We start from the raw sequence: 3,887 nt of genomic DNA, 5'->3' as shown, positions 1-3,887 counted from the left end.
CGCGCACAGCAGACCGCCGCGCCCTTCGCCGAGGCGCCCGGCCGGGGCGCCGAGGCCTCGCTCTCCGAGATCTCCGTCTCGGCCACTGGCGTGCCGATCCCCGTGATCGCCACGGGATCGAGCGTCACGGTGCTCACCGACACGCTGCTGGGCCAGCAGCAGCGCCGGACCGCGGCCGACGCCCTCCAGCAGGTGCCCGGCCTCAACGTCGTGCAGACGGGTGGCGCCGGCGGCCAGACCTCGGTCTTCCTGCGCGGCACCAACTCGAACCACGTCAAGGTCCAGATCGACGGCATCGACGTCAACGACCCCTCGACCCCGAACCGGTCCTTCGACTTCAGCCAGCTCCTCACCGACGACCTCTCCCGGATCGAGGTGCTGCGCGGGCCCCAGAGCGGGCTCTACGGCGGCGATGCCATCGGCGGCGTCATCTCCTTCGTGACAAAGCGCGGCGAGGGTCCGGCGAGGGCCACGGCGAGCGTCGAGGGAGGCTCCTACGGCACCGTGAACCAGTTCGGGCGCATCGCCGGCTCGGAGGGCATCTTCGACTACGCGGTCTCAGTCCAGCACCTGCGTCAGGCGTCCCTGCCGGTGACGCCCCTCGACCTGCTGCCGGCCGGCGTGCCCCTGCGGACCGCCTTCACCGACATCAAGACGGTCTCGACCAAGCTCGGCGCGCAGCTGACGGACGAGTTCCGCCTCAACACCATCCTGCGCTTCTCCGACAGCACCTATCTCGATCAGGCCGACGGTGGCTTCCCCTCCCGGCCGACGCCCTACCGCAACCTCAACGACCAGCAGCAGCTCGCCCTGCGCGGCGAGGCGGAGTGGACGCCGTTCGCGAACTTTCACAACGTGTTCGGCGCGAACTATTCCCGCTTCGACCGGCTCTTCGCCGGTCCGATCGTGGACCCGCTCGCCCCGCCGACGCCCACCACCTATCTCGGCGAGCGCACCCGCTTCGACTACCGGGGCGACGTGGCGCTCTCGCCGGGCAACCTCGTGGTGTTCGGCGCGCAGCGGGAGGACGAGCGCTTCCGGACGACGGGCATCGACCGCTCGAACGGCAACACCGGCGGCTTCGCCGAGCTTCAGGCCCAGCCCTTCGAGCGCGCCTTCCTCGTCGCCAACATCCGCCACGACGCCAACGACCAGTTCGGCGGCGCCACCACCTTCCGCGTCGCGCCGAGCTACATCCTGCCCTACACAGAGACCCGCCTGAAGGGCAGCGTCGGAACCGGCTTCAAGCCGCCGACGCTGAGCCAGCTCTACCAGGACTATCCGGGCTTCCGCTTCTTCGGGAACCCGAACCTGCGGCCGGAGTCGAGCTTCGGCTTCGACGCGGGCTTCGAGCAGCCCCTGTTCGGGGGCGCGGCGACCGTCGGCGCGACCTACTACGAGACCGACTTCCGCGACCTCATCCAGACCGTCTTTCTGCCCACCTCCTCGACCTACGTGAATGTCGGCCGCGCCGTGGCCTACGGGGCCGAGACCTTCGTCACTGTCCGCTTCAACGAGGCCTGGAGCGGGCGGATCGACTACACCAACACCGTGACGAAGGACGAGATCGCCGGGCAGGAGCTGCTGCGCCGCCCGCGCCACAAGGTCAGCGGCACGGCGATCTGGAACCTGATGCCCGGCCTGACGATGACCGGCACCCTGGTGGTGCTCGGCTCCTTCGTCGACGGCAACCGCGACTTCTCGGTCTCGCGGCTCAAGGCGCCGGGCTTCGCCACCGTGAACCTCTCGGCCACCTACGCCTGGTCGGAGACGCTCAGCCTGTTCGGCCGGATCGATAACCTGTTCGACCAGCGCTACCAGAACCCGACCGGCTTCCGCGGGCCGGGCCTCGCCGTCTACGGCGGCGTGCGCGTGACCTCGTTCTGACGCGAATGCCGACCCGGATCCTCGCCGCGCTCGCCCTCCTGCTCCTGCCCTCCGCGGTCCCGGCCGCGGAGGGGCCGGCGCCCGCGCCGCGCCGGGTCGTCTCCCTCAACCTCTGCGCGGACGAACTGGTGCTGCGGCTCGCCGACCGCGAGCAGGTCGCGGCCGTCACCTATCTCGCCCGCGATCCCAGGGGCTCGACGGTCGCCGCGGAGGCCGCCGACGTCCCCTGGACGCGGGGACTCTCCGAGGAGATCGTGGCCCTGCGGCCCGATCTCGTGATCGCGGGCGCCTTCACCACCCGCGTGACCGTCGCGCTCCTGCGGCGCGTCGGCTTCTCCGTGCTCGAGCTCGGCGTGCCGGCCGACTTCGAGGGGGTGCGCGCGCAGATCCGCACCGTGGCCGCGGCGCTCGGGCATCCGGAGCGCGGGGAAACGATGGTCGCCGCGCTCGACGCGCGCCTCGCCGCGGCGGTGCCGTCCGTGCCGAGCGGGCGGCGCGCTCTGGTCATGCGCCCGAACGCCTTCACCGTCGCGCCGGGCAGCCTCGGCGATGCCATCATCCGGGCGGCCGGCCTCCCGAACGTCGCCGCCGAGATCGGCCGGGACCGCCACGGGCAGATCCCCCTGGAGGCCGCCGCCCTCGCGGACGCGGACCTCCTCGTCCTCGACGAGGCCGAGCCCGGCACGCCTTCGCTCGCCGATGCGCTCCTGCACCACCCCGTGATGGCGGCGCTGGCGCGGCGGGGCCGCATGGTCTCGATCCCGAATCGGCTCTGGACCTGCCCCGGTCCCCAGGTCGCGGAGGTCGTGGCGCGGCTCGCCGAGGCGGCGCGGAGGCCCGTCCGATGACCGAGCCGGCACCGGAGGCGGCCGCGAAGCGTCCCGCCGGGGGCCGATGGCTCATCGCCGGTCTCGCGGTCGCCCTCCTCGGCCTTCTCGCGGCCTCCGTCGCGACCGGCTACGCGGCCATCGACGTGTCCGGCGCCGCCCGCGACCTGATCGCCGGGCGCACCACGCTGCCGGCCCTCGTCCTGTGGGAGCTGCGCGTGCCGCGGGCGCTGCTCGGCGCCCTGGTCGGCTTCAGCCTCGGCCTGTCGGGCGCGGTGCTCCAGGGCTACCTGCGCAACCCGCTCGCCGATCCCGGCGTGCTCGGCATCTCCTCCGCCGCGGCGCTCGGCGCCGTCGTCGTCTTCTACGGCGGCCTCGCCGGCACCCTCGGCCTGGCGCTGCCGCTCGGCGGGATCGCGGGCGCGGCGCTCGCGGCGCTGGCCCTCAACCTCCTGGCGGCGCGGGGGGCTGGCACCCTCGGGCTGATCCTCGCGGGCGTCGGCCTCGCGAGCCTGTCCGGCGCGCTCACGGCGCTCGCCCTCAACCTCTCGCCCAACCCCTATGCGGCGCTGGAGATCGTGTTCTGGCTGATGGGGTCGCTCGCCGATCGCGGCATGGACCATGTCTGGCTCTGCCTGCCGCTGATGGCGCTCGGCTGGGCATTGATGCTCTCCACCGCCGGCGCACTCGACGCCCTCACCCTCGGCGAGGACACCGCGGCGAGCCTCGGCTACGGCCTCGCCTCGGTCCGTGCCCGGATCGTCACCGGCGCGGCGCTCGCCGTGGGCAGCGGCGTGGCGGTGAGCGGTGCCATGGGCTTCGTCGGCCTCGTGGTGCCCCATCTCGTGCGGCCCCTCGTCGGCCAGCGGCCGGGGGCGAGCCTGCTGCCCTCGGGGCTCACCGGCGCGGTGCTCGTTCTGGCGGCGGACATCGCGATCCGGCTGCTGCCGACCCGGCCGGAGCTGAAGCTCGGCGTCGTCACGGCGCTGATCGGGGCGCCGTTCCTGATCCTGCTGCTCCTGCGCCGCGGGAGGATGGCGCGATGAGCCTGCGGACCGAGGCGCTCGCCGTCCGGCTCGGCGGAAGGACGGTGCTCGACGGCGTCTCCCTCGCCCTGGCGCCCGGCACGATGACCGGTCTCGTCGGCCCGAACGGCGCCGGCAAGACCACCCT

At 73.3% G+C, this 3,887-nt stretch carries 3 protein-coding genes; all 3 read left to right on the top strand.

Going from position 1 to position 3,887, the window contains the following annotated elements; genetic code table 11:
- Positions 1 to 1,887 (top strand): TonB-dependent receptor plug domain-containing protein (locus MFF04_RS21885; RefSeq protein ID WP_238279112.1); only part of this gene is annotated, 1,887 nt, incomplete at its 5' end.
- 5 nt (positions 1,888 to 1,892) lie between these two features.
- The gene (locus tag MFF04_RS21880; protein ID WP_238279110.1) at positions 1,893 to 2,735 is read left to right on the top strand and encodes an ABC transporter substrate-binding protein; all 843 of its coding nucleotides are present in this window, start codon (positions 1,893 to 1,895) and stop codon (positions 2,733 to 2,735) included.
- Entirely contained in the window at positions 2,732 to 3,760 is a 1,029-nt protein-coding gene (locus tag MFF04_RS21875; protein ID WP_238279108.1) for a FecCD family ABC transporter permease, read from the top strand. Before MFF04_RS21880 ends, MFF04_RS21875 begins: the two co-directional genes overlap by 4 nt.
- The last annotated feature ends 127 nt before the right edge of the window (positions 3,761 to 3,887 follow it).

Source organism: Methylobacterium jeotgali, assembly GCF_022179345.1.
In the GTDB taxonomy this organism is placed as follows: domain Bacteria; phylum Pseudomonadota; class Alphaproteobacteria; order Rhizobiales; family Beijerinckiaceae; genus Methylobacterium; species Methylobacterium jeotgali.
This window is presented reverse-complemented; position numbering and strand designations above follow the sequence as displayed.